This window comes from Methylobacterium longum (genome assembly GCF_022179385.1).
In the GTDB taxonomy this organism is placed as follows: Bacteria; Pseudomonadota; Alphaproteobacteria; order Rhizobiales; family Beijerinckiaceae; genus Methylobacterium; species Methylobacterium longum.
In genome coordinates this window covers 23319-39924 of sequence record NZ_BPQS01000017.1, presented here as the reverse complement: position 1 = coordinate 39924, position 16606 = coordinate 23319, and the positions used below count along the sequence as shown (strand labels likewise).

19 protein-coding genes and 2 pseudogenes are annotated in these 16606 nt (G+C 73.5%); 7 read left to right on the top strand and 14 right to left on the bottom strand.

The window, feature by feature from the left end:
- Positions 1–3: 3 nt before the first annotated feature.
- Entirely contained in the window at positions 4–852 is an 849-nt protein-coding gene (locus MFF58_RS16160; protein ID WP_238289761.1) for a metal-dependent phosphohydrolase, read from the bottom strand.
- A 367-nt stretch (positions 853–1219) separates the two neighbouring features.
- Here MFF58_RS16160 and MFF58_RS16155 point away from each other — a divergent pair, with 367 nt between their 5' ends.
- Complete coding sequence (locus MFF58_RS16155; protein WP_003600567.1) at positions 1220–1402, top strand: DUF3606 domain-containing protein; 183 nt, start codon at positions 1220–1222, stop codon at positions 1400–1402.
- Here MFF58_RS16155 and MFF58_RS16150 read toward each other — a convergent pair.
- Both MFF58_RS16150 and MFF58_RS16145 read right to left on the bottom strand, forming a co-directional pair.
- The gene (locus MFF58_RS16150; RefSeq protein WP_238289759.1) at positions 1399–1581 is read right to left on the bottom strand and encodes a hypothetical protein; all 183 of its coding nucleotides are present in this window, start codon (positions 1579–1581) and stop codon (positions 1399–1401) included. The genes MFF58_RS16155 and MFF58_RS16150 overlap by 4 nt on opposite strands.
- A 354-nt stretch (positions 1582–1935) precedes the next feature.
- Positions 1936–2367: a hypothetical protein gene (locus MFF58_RS16145; protein WP_238289757.1), complete on the bottom strand. Its 432-nt coding sequence runs from the start codon at positions 2365–2367 to the stop codon at positions 1936–1938.
- 505 nt (positions 2368–2872) lie between these two features.
- Between MFF58_RS16145 and MFF58_RS16140 the strand changes: the two genes are divergently transcribed.
- Positions 2873–3196, top strand: coding sequence for a hypothetical protein (locus tag MFF58_RS16140; protein ID WP_238289755.1), 324 nt, complete (start codon positions 2873–2875; stop codon positions 3194–3196).
- 64 nt (positions 3197–3260) lie between these two features.
- On the opposite strand, the pseudogene MFF58_RS16135 reads toward MFF58_RS16140, so the two are convergent.
- Both MFF58_RS16135 and MFF58_RS32285 read right to left on the bottom strand, forming a co-directional pair.
- A pseudogene (locus MFF58_RS16135) lies at positions 3261–3871 on the bottom strand (response regulator); the annotation flags it as partial.
- A 205-nt stretch (positions 3872–4076) separates the two neighbouring features.
- Positions 4077–4229, bottom strand: a pseudogene (locus MFF58_RS32285) (PAS domain-containing protein); the annotation flags it as partial.
- 191 nt (positions 4230–4420) lie between these two features.
- On the opposite strand from MFF58_RS32285, the gene MFF58_RS16125 reads away from it, so the two are divergent.
- Positions 4421–4741 (top strand): PsiF family protein, encoded by a 321-nt coding sequence (locus tag MFF58_RS16125; protein ID WP_238289753.1) that lies wholly within the window; start codon positions 4421–4423, stop codon positions 4739–4741.
- Here the strand turns inward: MFF58_RS16125 and MFF58_RS16120 are convergent.
- Positions 4738–5316: an ATP-binding protein gene (locus tag MFF58_RS16120; protein WP_238289752.1), complete on the bottom strand. Its 579-nt coding sequence runs from the start codon at positions 5314–5316 to the stop codon at positions 4738–4740. The two genes, MFF58_RS16125 and MFF58_RS16120, sit on opposite strands and share 4 nt — an antisense overlap.
- On the opposite strand from MFF58_RS16120, the gene MFF58_RS16115 reads away from it, so the two are divergent.
- A complete protein-coding gene (locus MFF58_RS16115) occupies positions 5315–6079 on the top strand; it encodes a histidine phosphatase family protein (protein WP_238289750.1) in 765 nt (254 codons plus the stop codon). The genes MFF58_RS16120 and MFF58_RS16115 overlap by 2 nt on opposite strands.
- Positions 6076–6960 (top strand): NAD(P)H-hydrate dehydratase, encoded by an 885-nt coding sequence (locus MFF58_RS16110; protein WP_238289748.1) that lies wholly within the window; start codon positions 6076–6078, stop codon positions 6958–6960. The genes MFF58_RS16115 and MFF58_RS16110 overlap by 4 nt, the downstream gene beginning before the upstream one ends.
- Before the next feature lie 54 nt (positions 6961–7014).
- Here MFF58_RS16110 and MFF58_RS16105 read toward each other — a convergent pair whose 3' ends face one another.
- A complete protein-coding gene (locus MFF58_RS16105) occupies positions 7015–7206 on the bottom strand; it encodes a YegP family protein (protein WP_238289745.1) in 192 nt (63 codons plus the stop codon).
- 229 nt (positions 7207–7435) lie between these two features.
- Entirely contained in the window at positions 7436–7948 is a 513-nt protein-coding gene (locus MFF58_RS16100) for a DUF892 family protein (protein ID WP_238289743.1), read from the bottom strand.
- 384 nt (positions 7949–8332) lie between these two features.
- Between MFF58_RS16100 and MFF58_RS16095 the strand changes: the two genes are divergently transcribed.
- Both MFF58_RS16095 and MFF58_RS16090 read left to right on the top strand, forming a co-directional pair.
- Positions 8333–9400 carry a phosphoesterase gene (locus MFF58_RS16095; protein WP_238289741.1) on the top strand — a complete coding sequence of 356 codons (1068 nt, stop codon included), beginning with the start codon at positions 8333–8335 and terminating at the stop codon, positions 9398–9400.
- Positions 9397–10086, top strand: coding sequence for an SDR family NAD(P)-dependent oxidoreductase (locus MFF58_RS16090; RefSeq protein WP_238289739.1), 690 nt, complete (start codon positions 9397–9399; stop codon positions 10084–10086). The genes MFF58_RS16095 and MFF58_RS16090 overlap by 4 nt, the downstream gene beginning before the upstream one ends.
- 398 nt (positions 10087–10484) lie before the next feature.
- Here MFF58_RS16090 and MFF58_RS16085 read toward each other — a convergent pair whose 3' ends face one another.
- The 6 genes from MFF58_RS16085 to nikB all read right to left on the bottom strand — a co-directional run bounded on the left by MFF58_RS16085 (position 10485) and on the right by nikB (position 16600).
- Positions 10485–12626 carry a TonB-dependent siderophore receptor gene (locus MFF58_RS16085; protein WP_238289830.1) on the bottom strand — a complete coding sequence of 714 codons (2142 nt, stop codon included), beginning with the start codon at positions 12624–12626 and terminating at the stop codon, positions 10485–10487.
- Between the two features lie 90 nt (positions 12627–12716).
- Positions 12717–13178 (bottom strand): nickel-responsive transcriptional regulator NikR, encoded by a 462-nt coding sequence (nikR, locus tag MFF58_RS16080; RefSeq protein ID WP_238289737.1) that lies wholly within the window; start codon positions 13176–13178, stop codon positions 12717–12719.
- A complete protein-coding gene (locus MFF58_RS16075; RefSeq protein ID WP_238289735.1) occupies positions 13178–13984 on the bottom strand; it encodes an ATP-binding cassette domain-containing protein in 807 nt (268 codons plus the stop codon). The genes nikR and MFF58_RS16075 overlap by 1 nt, the downstream gene beginning before the upstream one ends.
- On the bottom strand, positions 13981–14751 hold the full coding sequence (locus tag MFF58_RS16070) for an ATP-binding cassette domain-containing protein (protein WP_238289734.1): 771 nt from the start codon (positions 14749–14751) through the stop codon (positions 13981–13983). Before MFF58_RS16070 ends, MFF58_RS16075 begins: the two co-directional genes overlap by 4 nt.
- Positions 14752–14795: 44 nt before the next feature.
- On the bottom strand, positions 14796–15647 hold the full coding sequence (gene nikC, locus MFF58_RS16065) for a nickel ABC transporter permease subunit NikC (protein ID WP_238289732.1): 852 nt from the start codon (positions 15645–15647) through the stop codon (positions 14796–14798).
- Positions 15644–16600: a nickel ABC transporter permease subunit NikB gene (gene nikB / locus MFF58_RS16060; protein ID WP_238289729.1), complete on the bottom strand. Its 957-nt coding sequence runs from the start codon at positions 16598–16600 to the stop codon at positions 15644–15646. The genes nikC and nikB overlap by 4 nt, the downstream gene beginning before the upstream one ends.
- Between the last annotated feature and the right edge of the window lie 6 nt (positions 16601–16606).

The window sequence follows — 16606 nt, the reverse complement described above, 5'->3', positions numbered from 1 at the left end:
GACTCAGCCGGGATGGGGACCCATGCGACGGCGGTCATGCTCGATGGCGAACACATGACTGTAGAGGTTGGCAACCCAGCTCCGCCCCTCGACCGTGAGATCGAGACAGCGGACCGCGTCCCCGATGACCGGCTCGATCTTGCCCCAGAAGAACGCCGGATACCGCTCCGCGAGGTCGGCCGGGCCGGCATAGCCAAGCTGGTCCGCGAGGCCGACCTCGGCGAATTCGTGGAACAGCGCGTTCAATTTACGGGGGTAGAGCGGATCGCCGAGTTGCCCGATCAGGTCGGCCGCGCGCATCAGGCCCGCCTCGGTCCCGGTCTCGCGGTGCTCGTCGTCCGCGGGCACGGGGAAACGGGTCAGCTCGATGGCGCGCATCACCCGCTGCGCATCGACGAGGTCATTCGTGCCGAAGCGCTCCTGCACCGCCAGCTTCGAGCGCTCGATGTGGTAGGGCGCCAGCGCCGCGTCGGAGGCGCCGCGTGGCAGACTGATGGTGGTGCCCTGGGCGTCGATGACGAAGGCGTTCGCCCGGTCGCCCGAGCAGACGCCGCGCACGTAGCCGATGTCGTGGTACAGGGCCGCCAGGATCATGTGCAGCCAATCCTCCGGCGTGATGCCCTTGTCGAGGAACCGGCCGCGCAGGATGTCCTGAGCGACGAGGGCGACGAGGGCGGTGTGGTCGCCGTCGTGGTAGAGCGCGTCGCTGCCGACGATGCGCTCGATGGTCAGACGTGCGGACGCCTCGATCACCTCGGCGAAACGGGGCTCGCGACTGCCGAAGGTGCGCTGATAGGTGAGCGCGAGGTGCTCGCCGAGCGCGTCGGCCAGCATCTTCGTCACATCGAACATGACCGGTATCCCGCACATCGAGCGAACGCCGACACGGGCTGCCGTGTCGATCGGCATCATGACATCAAGTCAGCGGCAGCCCATACTGCGGAAAACGCCGCGCCGGTGTCGAGGCGTTGATCTTCCAGGCTGGCGCGTAGGATTCCATGGCCGTCGCGGTGGCGGGCATTTCCCGGCTCGACCGGTCTTCGAGAGCGAAGCGCGGGCCGGTAGAGTCGAGGGCCGCTCTGGCCGCCCCGGTCGGGTGCCGAAGAACCACGGGGCCAATCCGACGTTCCAGTTCCTCACAGGCCTGCGCACCGGCCCCCGCCGGGGCGGTCGCGAGGTCCTTCCCAGATCGCATGTCACCAACCCGATAGGATCACCCATGGCCGGCCTCAAGGACAAGCGTGGCTTCATCGATAAGGACCGGCTCGACCTGTCGGAACGCAAGGCTGTCGAGTTCTGGATGAAGCGCTGGGGCGTCACGCAGGACCAGCTGACGGCGGCTCATCGCAAGGTCGGCCGGATGACCAAGGACATCGCCGCCGAGTTGGGCAAGAAGCGTTAGGCGCGCCCGCGGGTCTGCGGCACGAGCGATGCCGCAAAACCCTCCCCGTCGCCCTCCTGATCGCCCTGCTGATCGCCCTCCTGCAGGCCGTTGAGGCTGGCGACACGGGCGGTGGCGCGGGATCTCGCCGGCGCGTCGGCCGGCCCCGGTAGGCTCTTCGTCCAGGGGGCCGGCTGCATCACCGTCGACGCGGGGCCGGGGCTCGCCCACGGCAGCCGCGACGGGCTGTTCGGCAGCTTCTCCTCGGCCCGGGTCGCGGTCTCGGGATCGACTGCACGATCGTCGCGGGCCGGGGGCCCGATCGAAGCGGGCCGTCGGACTGGCGGGCCGGGGCCCGGTTCCGCCGTCTGCCCGCGGCTCAGGCGAGGGTGAGGCGCACCGGGAACCCGGTCACGGGGCAGATCCTGGCGCCGGGACCGGCAAACCGCACGCGTCGACCCCGCCCACTCGGCGTGGGCGAGGTCCTGCTGCGTCGACACGGCGCGGGTGCGCGGTGACGGTCCGGCTCCGATCGGAGCGGCGTCGACGCCCCCTCAGAGGGCACCGAGCTGGACGGTGACCGAGCTGGCCGCGACCGTGGCCGGGGCATCGTGCAACCAGCGAACGACGCCCGCGGTCGCGAACCCGCCCTGTTTGAGAACCTGGGCGGCATCCGTCGCGATGCGGGGATCCCGATACGCGACGGTGAACGCGGCAGGCGTCCTGAAGGGTTGAGCCGACGCGCTCGCATCGCGCCCCCGCCGCCAACGCGTCAGGTTCGGCACGAGGAGACCGCCCTGCGAGCGAACCTCCGCGGCGCCGAGCGCGACGCCCGGCACGTGGTAGGCCGCACCGAGAACGGCCGGCATCGGGAAGGCGCCGCCGGAACCGGTGGAGGTCGCCTCGGGGGCGGCCGCGAGCGCCCCGACGCTCAGGGCCAGGGCGGCGGCGAACGGAATGGCGCGGGTGGCGGTACGGCGGGTCATCGATGGATCCTCTCGGTGAGACGGGGGCCGTCGTTCGATGAGGCGTAGATGCGGGCGCGCCGCGCATTGATCAAACAGATGTAATCGATAACGGTTATCGATATCAGCGATGAAGGGTGGGGTTACGGACCGCGCCCGACGCCTTCCACCCGGTCGAGGGCGCTCGGTCGGCTCGCCCCCGGTTTCGTGCCGCCCGCCCCTGCCGCCGTGCGCGCGTTCGACCGGACGGGGTGGCCGTTCCCGTGTCTGGCGCGTTGTCCTCCTGCCCCACGGCCGATGAACCGTCGTGGCGACCGGGGAAATGCGCCTGATGTCCGACACACCGCGTCCCGGCGATGTCCCGACGCCCCCCCCCCTCCGCGCCCCACCCTTCGACGTCCCTGCGCCCCAGCGGCCAGGTCCACCCGACCGCCGTTGAACCGTGCCCCGCGGGCGGCGTGCCTGCCGGTCGCGGTTCGGAGGCCCGTCGAGGCGACGGGCGATATCGAGACCTCGGAACCATCGGATGCCGATCCAGCGCACCTTAATCCATGCCGCCTCCAACGACGACCGTTGGTACCTCTGCCGGGGCGACGACCCGGCGGACGTGTTCGTCTTCCACGAACCGAACGGACCATCCGGCGGTGCCGCCTCCCGCATCGAACTCGCGGCATTCCTCGCCGCTGGTCGGGGCTCGCCCGAACATCGTGCGCTCCTCACCAGGATCGGGAGCCTCGTCGGACCGGCGCGGACCCGCGCGGCCGAGGATGTCGCCGGCCCCGAACCGGGTGCCGCCGGCGCCGAGCCGTCACCGGGCGAGGCCGTCTCGCCGGTCCAGCTGTCGGGGTGACGCCCAGGGCGGGCGCCAGCCCCCGGGGTTTCTCCGCACGGCGCGGTTTGGCCCGCCGATCCCCTCAGGCGCGCCGGCCGCGATCGGCCCCGAGATCTGCCCCGAGATCATCGGCGCGCTTGGTCGTCGGGTGCCGCAGGATGCGGGCGGGCTGCTCGACCGAGGACGGCTTGTGCAGAAGCTCGAAGCCTTCCACCCCGTCCCGTGCCAGCACGTGGCTGTAGCCGGAGGCCAACAGGACCGGCAGGCCGGGAAAGCGGCGGCGCAGGCTCTTGGCGAGGGCGATGCCGCCCATGCCGGGCATGACCACGTCGGACAACACGGCGTCGAACCCGGCCCCGTCCGCCCCGAGCTTGTCGAGCGCGTCCTCGGCGTTGGCCGCCCAGGTCGTGCGGTCGCCGAGATCCTCCCGGATCTGCGCGGCGAGGCGCCCGGCCTCGACGTTGTCCTCGACCACCAGAAGGGACTGCCCCATCCCCAGGGGCGAGCCGGCCTCAGCCTCACGGTCAACCTCCGGTCGCTGGTCCGGGGCGACGTCGACCTCGGGCAGGCAGAGGGTGAACGTCGTCCCCGGCCGAGTTCGGTGTCCACGTCGACGTCGCCGCCGGACTGCTTGGCGAACCCGAAAACATGGCTCAGGCCCAGGCCCGTCCCCTTGCCCACCGCCTCGGAAGAACCCGTCGCTGGGGGCTTGGTTGAAGGCGATCCGGCCATAGGCCGTGTCGAAGGCGCAGGTCGGCGCGGCGCTCGACGCGATGATGTCGCGCGAGAGCCTGAGCGCGGCGGTGCGCTCGGCGACCTGACGCTCCAGGTCCTCGTCGAGGGACGGGAGCGCCCGCGCACCGGCGCGGCGGCCGCTCTCGGCCTGGGAGCGCTCCGTGATGTCCCGGGAGAGGGCGACGAGCTTCGTCTCGCCCGCCTTCTCGGAGAGGAACGGTGCGAAGCTCACCTCCCACCAGCGCGGCTCGCCCCTGGCCGTCGGACCGTAGCCCTCGATCCGGACGGGCTCGCCCGCGGCCGCCCGCCGGGCCCGAACATGCCGACGAGGCCGGGGCGCTCACTTGGGAAGCGCACCCTCGATTACAGCGGCGTACCGGGATGCATTCCGGCGAATGGTCGGAATGGCAGTCCTCGCCGCGAATTGATGGGACAACTTCAGCTTTGGTCCTGGCTGGGGAAACCGCAGGCCGCTACGGTCGGCGGTGCCATTGGAGGTCTTCCGTCGTGCGTACGCTTGCTCTCGCCTCGGCCCTCGTCCTCGCCTGCACGGTGTCGGTCCCGGCGCAGACCGCCGCCCCCTCCGCGGCTCAAACGGCCCAGCGGGACCGGATGAAATCCTGCAACCTGGATGCCGGCACGCAGAAGCTGACGGGCACCGCCCGCAAGGGCTTCATGGCAGATTGCCTCGCGGGCAAGAGCGCCGCGCCGGCCAAGGAGCTGACGCCGCAGCAGGCCAAGATGAAGAGCTGCAACGCGGATGCCTCGGCCAAGAGCCTCAAGGGCGCCGAGCGCAAGGCGTTCATGAGCACTTGCCTCAAGGGTTAGGCCCCCGGAGCCGCAGCGCGTTCGGCCTGACGCCGCGGCCCCGCGCGAGGGGTCGCCCGCGCGTGGGACCGCATCGGACGGAGGCCTCCGGCTTCCGCGTGCGGGAAGACCGGGTCGATCCGGCAGCCTCCTGCGGCAGCCGCGCGGATCGTCACGGACGCCGTGTGGAGCTTGGCGATCGCTACCACCAAGCTGAGCCTGAGTCCGTTGCCGGAGGCCTCGCGGGCCAGCCCGGAGCGGTAGAAGCGTGGGAACGCCTCGGCGGGCTCGCCGGGTGGCAGGCCCGGACCCGTATCCTCCGCGGTGACGGTCTTCGCGCCGCCGATCCGGCCCGCGCCCACGCGCCCCGGCGGTGCGATCGCCGGGCGCGAGCGCGCGGCGGGGCGGAAGCCCCTCTCCGCGGCGGCGCCGGCCGCGTCCCCGGTCGTGCAGCCGTGAGGTGACGCTCCCGTCCGCCTCCGGATGATCGGGCGCGGGCGGACCGCCTCGTGAGGACGGAATCCCCGCCCTCTCCGCTCCGGCCGAACCGGCGGGCTCGGCGGGCGTTGGCGGAGCGACGGGAGACAGAGCCACATGCAGCAGCGTTGGCCGAGCCGGTTGTGGATCGTGCGGCACGGCGAGAGCGCCGGGAACGTGGCGGCCGAGGCCGCCCACGGGGCGAGCCTCGCACGGATCGACATCGCCGAGCGCGACGTGGATGTCGCCCTCAGCGCGCGCGGCGAGCGCCAGGCCGACGCGGTCGGGCTCTGGTTCGCCGACCAGCCGCCCGAGGCGCGGCCCGAGATCGTGCTGACCTCACCCTACCGTCGGGCGCGGCAGACGGCGGACCGCATCCGCGCCGCCGGCGGCCTGGTGCAGGATGCGCCGGACCACCGCGTCGACGAGCGGTTGCGCGAGCGGGAGCTCGGCATCCTGGACCGGCTGACGCGGAGGGGCGTCGAGCAACTGCACCCCGAGCAGGCCGAGATGCGCCGACGTCTCGGCAAGTTCTACCATCGCCCCCCCTCCGGCGAGAGCTGGTGCGACGTGACCCTGCGCCTCCGGAGCGCCCTCGATACGGTCTCGCTGCACGACGGGGAGCGGCGGGTGCTGATCGTCGCGCATCAGGTCGTGGTCCTGTGCCTGCGCTACCTGATCGAGGACATGACCGAGGCGGAGATCCTGGCCATCGACGCCGCGGGCGACGTCGCCAACTGCTCGGTCACCGAATACGCCTTCCGTCCCCGCGAAGGCACCACCGGTCGGCTCGGGCTGGAGCGGTACAACTTCGTCGCGCCGATCGCCGAGGCGGGCGCGCCCATCACCTCCGAACCCGACGCAAACGTGGCGGCTCGATGACCCAGGACATGCTCACCGCCGCCCGGCTCAAGGAGCGCCCGCTCCCGGTTCCCCAGGAGGGCAGCAAGGACGAGCGCGGCAGCGCGCTGGTCCTCGGCGGCTCCGCCTCGGTCCCGGGCGCGGCCCTGCTGGCCGGCGTCGCGGCCCTGCGCGCGGGAGCCGGCAAGCTGAAGATCGCCACGGTCGGCAGCGCGGCCATGGGCATGGCGCTGGCGGTGCCCGAAGCCATGGTGATCGGGCTTCCCGAGACGGCGGAGGGCGGCGTCGACGGCGCGGGGGCGGCGGAGTGCCTGCGCAAGGCCGCGAAGGGCTGCGACGCCCTGCTGGTCGGGCCCGGGCTGATGGAGAACGGACCCACGACCGCGCTGGCGGTCGAATTGCTGGAGGCCTTGCCGTCCGCCGCCTTCATCCTCGACGCGGCGGCCGTCTGCGGTCTGGCCGCGCATGCCGATCAGATCCGTCGACACAAGGGGCGGGTGGTGATCACGCCCCATGCCGGCGAGATGGCGCAGTTGCTGGACCGGAGCCGGGACGCGGTGGAGGCGGATCCGCTCGACGCCGCGCGCACGGCGGCCAACCTGCTGCAGGCCGTGGTCGTGATGAAGGGAGCACGGACCTGGATCGTGGACCCCGAGGGCGCGCGCTGGCTCTACGAGGGCGGCGGCGTCGGCTTGGCGACCTCGGGCTCCGGCGACGCCCTGGCGGGCATCGTCGTCGGCCTGCTGGCGCGCGGCGTGGCGCCGCTGAATGCCGCCCTGTGGGGCGTCTTCCTGCACGGCGAGGCCGGCAAGCGCCTGGCCGCGTCGGTCGGCCCGATCGGATTCCTCGCCCGGGAACTCTCGGCCGCGGTGCCGGGGCTGCTGCGTGAGGCGGACGCCTGACGGCTCCCGGGGATGCCGTATCTGGCGGCCCGCCGCGCGAGGCGCGGGGGCCGGTCAGTCCTGGAACGCCGCCCCGAAGGCGTCGAGGGCGGCGCGGCCGGCCACCTGCGCGTCCTGGGCCGAGGCATAGGTCTCCGGCGACATCCGGATGGATACGCCGTCGGCGTCCGTGAGGTGCCAGCGGAACTGCCCGCGGCGCGCGCCGCAGGCCTCGACCGTGACGGCTACGGGTGTGGGATCGTCCATGTCGAGCGGCTCCTCGGAAGGCGCGTCCCCGCCTGGCGGCGGGCGCGGTGGGGTCTCAGGCTGCCTCCGGTCGACGGCTCCGACGCCGCCTCGGACTCCGGCCTCGACGGCCCTGCGGGCAGAGTGAAGGGCTCCGGCAGCGCCGCGCCGAGCGGCCTCGCGCCGCCCAGGGTCACACCGCGGTGCCGTCGGGGGCCGAATCGACCGGGGGCCTCGACCGGAAACCGTGTCAGCTGTCGGCCTTGGCGCCGCTCAACGTCAGGTCGAGGTAGGTCTGCGTGACCGGCTCGATCAGCGCCGCGATCTCCTCGGCCGCCTTGGTCTCCTGCTCGACCGCCGTGCGGAACATCGACGCGTGATCGGACTTGCCGGCCCGCTCGGCGATGACGGCCAGCGAACGGTAGGCGGCGATCTGGTCGTACTGGTAGGCATAGCCGGCGTAGAGGTTCTTGAGCGTCTCGTCCTGAGCGGTCGCGTGGACGGCGGCGCCGATCGACCCCGCGACGCTCGTGACCGTCTCCTTCAGCGTCGAGGGGCTCTCGCCGAGCGAAGCCAGCGCCTTGTCGAGGTGCTCGATCTGCGTCCGCGTCGTCCCGACATGGCGGCGCAGGACGGCCGCGTAGTCCGGATAGCGCTCCAAGCCGGACAGCTGGCGCTCCATCTGCTCCAAGCCTTGCTTCTCAAGGGCGCGGGTATTGCGCAGGGCGCCCGCGTAGATCGAGGCGATATCCGTGCTGGCCATTCAGTCATAGCTCCATTTTTCAGGTAGTTCTCGCCGCAAACGCCATCACGATACTGCTGTTCCTCCCGCGCCCTGCGGCGCAATCGTCGCACCGCGGGTCGCGGCCCCGACAAGATCTTCGCCTCTGTCCCGCACATGGGAGAAGACGGCGTCGCCATGCTGGCACCGCCCTGCGTCAAGTGGCGCCGCAACCCGGGCGCCCGGCCCGCGGTTGCCGCTCGGAACCGACCCCGACATTCCCAGGCGACGCGCGCATGGCCCAGACCCGACACAGCCAGACCGCGGCGGCCCGGGAGGTCGCCGAGGACACGGCCCCGACGCCGGGCCAGGAGAGCCGTGGCCGACGCAGGGCCGCGAAGCTTTGAGCCGGATCGGTCGGTCGCCGTGACCACTCTCGCCGCCCACGGCGCCGCCTTCGCCCGGGCGACCGCCGGCTTCGGCCCGGACGCGCCGGTGGTCCTCTGCCACGACGACGCCGACGGCCTGTCGGCGGGCGCCCTCCTCGCCCGGGCCCTGGCCCGCGCCGGACGATCTCCCGGCCCCGTCCGCGTCATCGGCCGCGGCGCGTCGCCCTGGTCGGCCCCGATCCGTGACGAACTCGCCGCCCGGCGGCCCGGCGGCCTCGTGGTCACCGACCTCGGCGTGCAGGCCGGCGCCATCCTGCCCGGCATTCCGACCGTGCTGGTGGATCACCACGTGCCGCGCTCCTGGCCCGACCCGTCCGAGGCCACCGTGATCAGCGGCCACGCAGATACGCCGATCCCAACCTCCAGCCTGCTCGCCCTCGCCTGCGCGACGGCCCTCGGCGCGTCCGAGGATCTCGCGTGGCTCGCCGGGATCGGGCTCGTCGGCGATCTCGGCGAGCGCAGAGCCGGCAGCGACTTCCCCGACATCATGGGCCCCCTGCGCAAGGCCCACACCGCCAAGGCGCTGCGCGAGGCCGTGAGCCTCGTCAACGCGCCCCGGCGCTCGGCCTCCGGCGATGCGACACCGGCCCTGCGGCTGCTCCTCCGGGCCACGGGCCCCGCCGACATCGTGGGCGGGACGGATCCGGAGGCCGCCGCCCTGCAGGCGGCGCGCGCTGAGGTGAAGGCCGCGCTGGATGCCGCGCGCAGCGTGCCGCCGCTCTTCGCCGGTCCGGTGGCGCTGATCCGCTGCGCCTCGCCCTGCCAGATCCACCCGCTCGTCGCGCAGTCCTGGACAGGGCGCCTGCGGCGGCAGGTGGTGATCGGCGCCAATGCGGGCTTCCGCTCCGGATACGTGCACTTCGCCGCCCGCAGCGCCGCGGTGCCGGACCTGATCACCTTCCTTCAGGAACGCGCGCCCGCCCTGGGGCCGGACGATCAGTTCGCCCAGGGGCATCGCCGCGCCACCGGCGGTCAGGTGCGGGTCGAGACCTGGAACCGCTTCGTGGCCGGCCTCGGCTTCGGGCCGGAGGCTCAGGTCCCGTGAGCCGGCGCCGGGCGCTGATCGTCGGGGCGTCGCGGGGGCTGGGCCTCGGCCTCGTGGCGCGCCTCCTCGAGCGGGGCTGGGACGTCACCGCCACGGTGCGCCGGCCCTCGGCGGCCCTGGCCGATTGCGCCGGCATGGGCCCCCTCCGGATCGAGGCCGGCGTCGACATCGACGACGATGCCGCCGTCGCCGGTCTCAGGGCCTCGCTCGCCGAGCAGCCGGACTTCGACCTCGTGTTCGTCGTCGCCGGCGTGGCGACGCAGGCCGGCATTCCGGCCGGTCTCATGCCCCGCGCCACCGCCGCTGCGGTATTCCAGACGAACGCGCTGAGTCCGATCCGTTTCGCAGAAGCGTTCCACAAACGCGTCGCCCCGGACGGCCTGATCGTGCTGATGACGTCGAAGCTGGGCTCGGTCTCGCTGAACCGCGGCGGCGGCTGGGGGAGCTACCGCGCCAGCAAGGCGGCGCTCAACACCCTGGCGCGTTCCTTCGCGGGGCAGCATGGCGGGGCGGCCTGGGGCCTGCTGCTCATGCATCCGGGCTGGGTCCGGACGGATCTCGGCGGCCGCCGCGCCACGCTCGACGTCGAGACCAGCGTGCGCGGGATGGTTGCCGTCATCGAGGCCCGGTCCGGCCAGCGCGGCTGCGTGTTCCTCGACCACACGGGCGCGACCGTGCCCTGGTAGCCCGGCGTCCCGGCCCGCCCGGGGTCCGCCAAGCCGCAGGAGCCGATCGCGCGGCGGTCGGGGCATCGGTCCGTCCCGACCTCCGGGGCACCACGGCGCGCGGCGCGTGGACGCGCGGCCCACGAGGATCGAGGGGAAAGACACGCGGGCATGGCCGGGCACCCCGTCGATGAACGATCCGCGGACCACGACCCTGGCGCAGCCGCTCTCGATCCAGCCCGGCCTGACCGGCTGGTCCGGCGCCGATCCGCCGGCGCCGATCATCCGGACATGCGGATTTCTGCCGGACCGCTCGTCATCGGGGTGCCCCTCCGGGTGGCCCGTCCCGGGCCCGGACGCGCCCGCGGCGGTCCGGGAGGGCAGCGCGGTCGGTGTGGGCCCTGTCCGGGCCCGCCGCCTCAGAACCGCACCGTGAACGAACCGGTGATCCGCCGCGGCGATCCCGGATAGACGCGGAACACGTTGAGCGAACTCTCGTAATAGACCGTGTTGAAGATGTTCTCGATGTTGAGCCCGAGGCGCAGGTTCTCGATGCGGTAATAGGCCAGGGCATCGGCCGCGACGTAGGCCGGCAGCACGAAGCCCGTCCCCGCCGCGTCGCCCGGCCGCGCGCCGACACCGCGCACGCCGCCGCCGAGGCCGAGGCCCTTCCAGTCTCCGGCCTGCACCTCGTAGACCGCGAGCAGGCTGCCCGAATGGCGCGGGACGTTGATCAGCGGCGCCCCCACCGGCAGCACGTTGTCCCGGGTCACCACCGCGTCGGCGTAGACGTAGCCGGCCAGCAGCCTCAGCTCCGGCGAGAGCTGCCCCTGCGCGGTCCCTTCGAAGCCCTGGCTGCGCACCGCGCCCGCCGCGAGGGAGAAGCCGCTGTTGGTCGGATCCGGCGTCAGGACGTTCTGCCGGTCGATCCGGAAGGCCGCCGCGGTCAGCAGCAGGTCGCCGCCGAACAGCTCCGCCTTGGCGCCGACCTCGTAGCCCTGTCCGGTCTCGGGCTTGAGCGGCTTGCCGGGCGAGGCGGCCGCGGCGTCCGGGCCGATATTGGGCCGGAAGCTCGTGCCGACGTTGGTGTAGAGCGACAGCTCCGGGACCGGCTGGTAGACCAGCCCGGCCCGCGGCGAGGCCGCGACCCGGGACTGGTCCGCCTGGCTGCGCGGGACGCGCTCGCGGAAGGATTCCTCGAAGATGTCGAGGCGCGTGGCCACCAGGGCCTTCCATTGCGGGCTCAGGGCGATCTGGTCCTGGGCGTAGAGGGCGGTGTTGGTGACCCGCTCCAGGTTGTTGCGCGGCAGGGTCAGCGGCGGCAGGGCCTGCCCGTAGACGGGCGCCAGGATGTCGAGGGCGTAGGGATTCGTGCGGAAGTTGGAGCGCAGGTAGAGCGTCCGGCTGTCGGTGCTCTCGCGCTCGAAGCCGAGGAGCAGCGTGTGGCCGATCCCGCCGGTGTCGAAGCGCCCGGTCAGGTCCGCCTGCCCGACCGCCACGTCCCAGCGGTAATCGCGCACGTTCCGGTCGCGGGCCACCGTCCGGTTGTCGGAGGCGATCGCGCGGATCTCGGCCGATTCACCGTCCAGCGTCCCGGTGGCGAAGTGCGTCGCCAGCCGCATCTGCCAGTCCGCGTTGAAGCGGTGGTCGATGCGCGCCTGGAGGATGTTCTGGGTCTGGACGGTGCTCTGGCCCGGCTCCCCGAGGAAGCGCGAGACCGGCAGGAATCCGAGCTGCCGGTTGAGCGCGATCACGCCCCGGTCGAAAACGGTCCGGTTGCGCTGGATGTCCGCCTCGACCGTGATCCGGGTGTCGGGCGTGACCTGCCAGCTCACCACCGGGGCGACGAGCAGCCGGTCGCTGTCGACGAAGTCGCGGAAGCTGCCGGCGCCCTGGGCCGCGAAATTGAAGCGGTAGAGGACCGTGCCGTCCTCGGTGAGCGGGCCGCCCGCGTCGATGGTCCCTCGGGTCAAGCCGAAGGAATCGACCTGGTTGCCGAACTCGACGAAGCGCTGGACGGTCGGCTGCTTGGTGATGATGTTGACGAGGCCGCCCGGATCGCTGCGCCCGAACAGGCCGGCCCCCGGCCCTTTCAGAACCTCGATGCGCTCGATGTTCTGGGCGTCGGGCGGGGGCGGGGTGCCGCGGTTGAGGGGGAAGCCGTTCTGGTAGATCTCCGAGGTGGTCACGCCGCGGATGGCGTAGCTGAAGAGGCTCAGGCCGCCGAAGTTGTTCTGCTGCGCCACGCCCGGCAGGTAGGTGAACACCCGGTCGACGCGGGTGGCGGCGAGGTCGGTGATGACCGCCCGCGGGGCGACCGTGACGATCTGCGGCACGTCCCGCTGCGGCGTGTCGGTCTTCGTGCTGCTCACCGCCCGGCCCGCGCCGTAGCCCGGCGTCGGTCCGATCAGGCCGATCGTGCCGGAGGCGGTCGTCGTGCCGGCACGGGTGCCGGAGGGGCCACCGGTGCCGACCTGCTCGACCGACAGCTCCTCCAGCGTGACGCTCTCCTGCGCGTGCGCCCCGGGCGTCGCCGCGCCGGCCGAGAGCAGGGCCGCCACGGCGAGGCCCGTGCCGCGCCGCGGGCGGGATCGCCGAAGGGCCGAAGGCCGGGGGCGGCGGACGCGGGTCGGGTCCAACGCGGGCACGGCTCAGGTCCGGATGTGTTCGTGGGGATGGGGGGCGTGGCCGTGCGGATGGTCCACCAGCTCGATCCGCGCCGGGATGATCGACAGGCTGTCGTGGCGCACGCCGCGCTGGGTCGCGATCGCGTCGGCGAAGTCGTGGATGTCCCGGACGCGCCCGCGCAGGACGAGGGTGTGGAGCGCGGCGGCGTGGTCGAGGGGCACCTGCACCTGGGTGATCACGAGGTCGTGCCGCCCCCGCTGGATCTCCGCGAGCCGCTGCCCGAGATCGCGCACGCCGGCCTCCGCCACGAAGGTGAAGGTCGCCACGCAGGCGAGATCGGGGTCCAGCTGGCGGCGGGATTCCGCCAGCCCCCGGCGCAGGAGGTCGCGCACGGTCTCGGACCGGCCGGCATAGCCCCGGACCTCGGCGAGGCCGTCCACGGCCTCGATGAGGTCGGCGTCGAGGGTGACGGTGATCCGCTGCATCAGCGCGCCCCTTCCGGGTAGGCCGGGAGGACGGCGTCGACCAGCGCGCGCGCGGCCGGGTGGGTCAGGTCGAGGCGCGGCCGGCACGGGGCGGCGTCCACGATGCGTCCGCCCTCCAGGACGAGGACCCGGTCGGCGAACCGGCGCGCGAGGCGCACGTCGTGCGTGACGAGGAGGAAGGCGGTGCCTTGCTGCCGCCGCAGGGCGGCGAGGCGGTCGAGGATCTCGACCTGGAGCGGCGCGTCGAGATTCGAGACCGCCTCGTCGAGCACCACCAGCGCGGGCCGGGTGGCCAGCGCCCGGGCGAGGCCGACGCGCTGCACCTGCCCGCCGGAGAGCTGGCCGGGCAGACGCCCGCTCGACGCCGGGTCGAGCCCGACGAGGGACAGCATCGCGCCGACGCGCGCGACCCGCTCCGCGGCCGGCAGGTCGGTGAGGTGCCGCAGCGGCTCCGCGACGATGCGGCCGATATCGTGGCGCGGGTTCACCGCCGAGAGCGGATCCTGGAGCACCATCTGCACGGCCGCCCGGAAGCGCCGCTGTCCGGCGCGGTCCAGCCCGGCGAGATCCTGCCCGCGGAACCGGACGGCGCCCGCGTCGGGGCGCTCCAGCCCCAGCAGCAGGCGGGCGAGGGTGCTCTTGCCCGAGCCGCTCCGGCCGATCAGGGCGACGCATTCCTCCGCCGCGACGGCGAGTTCGATTCCGGCCAGGACGGTCCGGGGGGTGCCGCGCCGCCAGCCCGTGCCGGCATAGGCCTTGCCGAGATCCCGGGTGGACAGGAGGGATGGGGTCGGGCGGGCGGTCATGACGCCTCCGCGGACAGGGCGTGATGGGCGGCGAGCAGGGCCCGCGTCTCCGGGCGGTCCGGTCGGGCGAAGAGCGCCGCCGTGTCGCCCCCCTCGACGATCCGGCCCTCCGCCATCACGGCGGTCCGATCCGCGAGACGGGCGACGACGCCCATGTCGTGCGTGACGATCAGGAGCCCCAGGCCCCGGTCGCGCACCAGGGCGGCCAGCAGGTCGAGGATCCGGGCCTGGGCGACGAGGTCGAGGTCGGTGGTCGGTTCGTCGGCGACGAGGAAGGGCGCCCGCGCGAGCAGCGCGAGGGCGATCATCGCGCGCTGGAGCATGCCCCCCGACATCTGGAACGGGTAGAGGTCCGGCACGCGCGGATCGTCGCCGAGCCCGACCGCTGCCAGCGCCTCGCGCATCGCCGCCCGGGCCCCGGCGCGCCGGAGCCCCGCGGCGGCCCCGGTCTCGCCGGCATGGTCGGCGATCGTGCGCAGGGGGTTGAAGGCCGAGCGCGGCGCCTGGAGCACGCTGGCGACCGTCCGGCCGCGGAGCGCGGCGGGCGCCACCGCGACGCCGTCGAGGCTGACGCGCCCGGCGCTGCGCCGCGTGCCCGGCGGCAGCGTGTCGAGGAGCGCCGCGCAGGCCAGGGACTTGCCCGAGCCGCTCGCGCCCACCAGGGCCAGCACCTCGCCGGTGCGCAGCTCGAACGTGGCGTCGGTGACCAGCGGCACCGCCGCGCCGTCCCGGCGCGTCTCGACGCGCAGGGTCTCGGCCCGGAGCACGCGCGGGCACGGGGGCGGGCACGGGGGCGGGCTCGCGGGCGGGCTCACAGCCCGCGCTCCGCCACGAGCGTCGGGTCGAGGCGGTCGCGCAGGGCGTCGCCGAGCCGGTTGAAGGCCAGCACCGCCAGGGCGATCGCCAGGCCCGGCCAGACGACCAGCAGGGGCCGGGTCCAGAAGAAGGCGCGGGCCTCGTTGATCATCACCCCCCATTCCGGGGTCGGCGGCTGAACCCCGAGGCCCAGGAAGGAGAGGCCGGCGACGTGGAGCGCCATGTGGCCGATGTCGAGGGTGGCGAGCGCCACGAGCGGCGGCAGGACGCCGGTCAGCACGTGCTCGACGAAGATCGTGGGCGGCGCGGCGCCCGCGATCCGCGCCGCCAGGACGTAGTCGCGCGTCTTCAGTTCGAGGACGAGGCCCCGGACGATGCGGGCGTACCAGGCCCAGTGCGACAGCGCGATCGCCGCGATCACGTTGACGAGGCCGGTGCCGAACGCGCCGATCAGGAACAGCGCCAGCACGAAGGTCGGCACGGTGAGGAACACGTCGCACAGGCGCATGAGCACGGCGTCGGTCCGGCCCCCGAGCATGCCGGCGACGGCACCGACGCCGAGGCCGAGGGCCACCACCAGGGCGAGGGCGGCCGCGACGGCGCCCAAGGTCGTCCGGGCCCCGGCGATCAGGCGGGACAGGATGTCCCGTCCGAGGTGGTCGGTGCCGAGGGGATGGGTGAGGCTCGACGGCTCGAAGCGGGCCGTGAGGTCCACCGCCAGCGGGTCGTGCGGCGCGGCCAGCGGGCCGAGGAGCGTCAGCAGGAGGATCGCGACGGCGAGGGCACCGGGGACCGCGAGCGGCCCGAGGCCCGGGCGGGCCGCCCGGAGGGATCCGGAGGTGGTCATGCCGCCTCCTCCCCGCCGAGCCGCAGGCGCGGATCGAGCCACGCATAGGCGATGTCGACGGCGAGATTGCACAGGACGAACACCGCGGTCATGACCAGCGTGAAGCACTGGATGACCGGGTAGTCGCGGTTGTAGATCGCCGAGACCGCGTAGCGGCCGACCCCCGGCCACGCGAAGATCGTCTCGACCACGAGGGCGCCGCCCAGGAGCTCGCCGACATGCATGCCGGTCGCGGTCACGACCGGGACGAGGGCGTTGCGGAACACGTGCCGGCGCCGCACCGCGCCCTCGGAGAGGCCGCGCAGGCGGGCGTAGACGACGTGGCGCGCCCCGCCGACCTCCAGCATGCTCGCCCGCAGGAGGCGCGCGTTGACCGACAGCGACATGAGGCAGATCGCCAGCGCCGGCATGATCAGGTGGGTGAGCGTGCCGCGGCCGGTGCCCCGGCCCATGGGGGGCAGCCAGCCCAGGGTGACCGAGAAGAGCGCGACGAGGAGGAAGGCGATCCAGAAGTTCGGCAGTGAGACGCCGAGCACCGCGATCCCCCGCACGAGGCGGTCCTGCCAGCGGCCGCGATGGCCGGCCGCCCAGGCGCCCAGCGGCAGGCTGACGGCCAGCGTGATGGCCAGCGCGGTGCCGGCCAGTTCGAGGGTGGCGGGCAGGAAGCCGAGGAGTTCCGGCAGCACCGGCCGGCGCGTGACGTAGGAGAGGCCGAAATCGCCCTGCAGGGCGCGCCGGAGCCAGTCGAGGTATTGGACGACCAGCGGCCGGTCGAGGCCGAGTAGGACGCGCGCGTCCGCGAGGGCCGCGTCGGTGGGCGGGATCTGCGAGAGGCGCAGGTAGTCGAGGGCCGGGTCGCCCTGGCCGAGCCGCAGCATCACGAACACGAGGATCGACACGCCGAGCAGCATCGGCGGGATCAGCGCGAGGCGGACGGCGGCGAAGCGGAGCATCGGGGA

Excerpts from the sequence above, each read along its gene's own strand:
- MFF58_RS16120 (WP_238289752.1), bottom strand. The coding sequence starts at position 5,316 with ATGTGGCTCTGTCTCCCGTCGCTCCGCCAACGCCCGCCGAGCCCGCCG.
- MFF58_RS16110 (WP_238289748.1), top strand. The coding sequence starts at position 6,076 with ATGACCCAGGACATGCTCACCGCCGCCCGGCTCAAGGAGCGCCCGCTC.
- nikB (WP_238289729.1), bottom strand. The coding sequence starts at position 16,600 with ATGCTCCGCTTCGCCGCCGTCCGCCTCGCGCTGATCCCGCCGATGCTG.
- MFF58_RS16145 (WP_238289757.1), bottom strand. The coding sequence starts at position 2,367 with ATGACCCGCCGTACCGCCACCCGCGCCATTCCGTTCGCCGCCGCCCTG.
- MFF58_RS16140 (WP_238289755.1), top strand. The coding sequence starts at position 2,873 with ATGCCGATCCAGCGCACCTTAATCCATGCCGCCTCCAACGACGACCGT.
- nikC (WP_238289732.1), bottom strand. The coding sequence starts at position 15,647 with ATGACCACCTCCGGATCCCTCCGGGCGGCCCGCCCGGGCCTCGGGCCG.
- MFF58_RS16075 (WP_238289735.1), bottom strand. The coding sequence starts at position 13,984 with ATGACCGCCCGCCCGACCCCATCCCTCCTGTCCACCCGGGATCTCGGC.
- MFF58_RS16155 (WP_003600567.1), top strand. The coding sequence starts at position 1,220 with ATGGCCGGCCTCAAGGACAAGCGTGGCTTCATCGATAAGGACCGGCTC.
- MFF58_RS16150 (WP_238289759.1), bottom strand. The coding sequence starts at position 1,581 with ATGCAGCCGGCCCCCTGGACGAAGAGCCTACCGGGGCCGGCCGACGCG.
- nikR (WP_238289737.1), bottom strand. The coding sequence starts at position 13,178 with ATGCAGCGGATCACCGTCACCCTCGACGCCGACCTCATCGAGGCCGTG.
- MFF58_RS16115 (WP_238289750.1), top strand. The coding sequence starts at position 5,315 with ATGCAGCAGCGTTGGCCGAGCCGGTTGTGGATCGTGCGGCACGGCGAG.
- MFF58_RS16105 (WP_238289745.1), bottom strand. The coding sequence starts at position 7,206 with ATGGACGATCCCACACCCGTAGCCGTCACGGTCGAGGCCTGCGGCGCG.
- MFF58_RS16100 (WP_238289743.1), bottom strand. The coding sequence starts at position 7,948 with ATGGCCAGCACGGATATCGCCTCGATCTACGCGGGCGCCCTGCGCAAT.
- MFF58_RS16160 (WP_238289761.1), bottom strand. The coding sequence starts at position 852 with ATGTTCGATGTGACGAAGATGCTGGCCGACGCGCTCGGCGAGCACCTC.